Origin of the sequence: Delftia sp. WSY_7, assembly GCF_043104845.1 — a bacterium.
GTDB lineage: Bacteria > Pseudomonadota > Gammaproteobacteria > Burkholderiales > Burkholderiaceae_C > Comamonas > Comamonas tsuruhatensis.
On the sequence record NZ_JBICLB010000031.1, the window covers coordinates 1 to 317 of the forward strand.

Consider the following 317-nt stretch of genomic DNA (forward strand, 5'->3'; position numbering starts at 1 on the left):
GATAAGCGTGGGCGTTTGAGGCGAACAGCCAAGTTCTTTGGAACTCGGCTCTTTGAAGCCAAAAAACGCTCATGAGAATAGAAGTGAAGTTCACTTCAATTCCGTTTTTATGAGTTAGTCGAAAGACTTTAAATTCAAGATCGAACTGTAGAGTTTGATCCTGGCTCAGATTGAACGCTGGCGGCATGCCTTACACATGCAAGTCGAACGGTAACAGGTCTTCGGACGCTGACGAGTGGCGAACGGGTGAGTAATACATCGGAACGTGCCCAGTCGTGGGGGATAACTACTCGAAAGAGTAGCTAATACCGCATACG

General features: G+C 47.3%; 1 rRNA gene. It reads left to right on the forward strand.

Going from position 1 to position 317, the window contains the following annotated elements:
* Window positions 1-142 precede the first annotated feature (142 nt).
* A 16S ribosomal RNA gene (locus ACF8ME_RS11910) occupies window positions 143-317 on the forward strand; the annotation flags it as partial.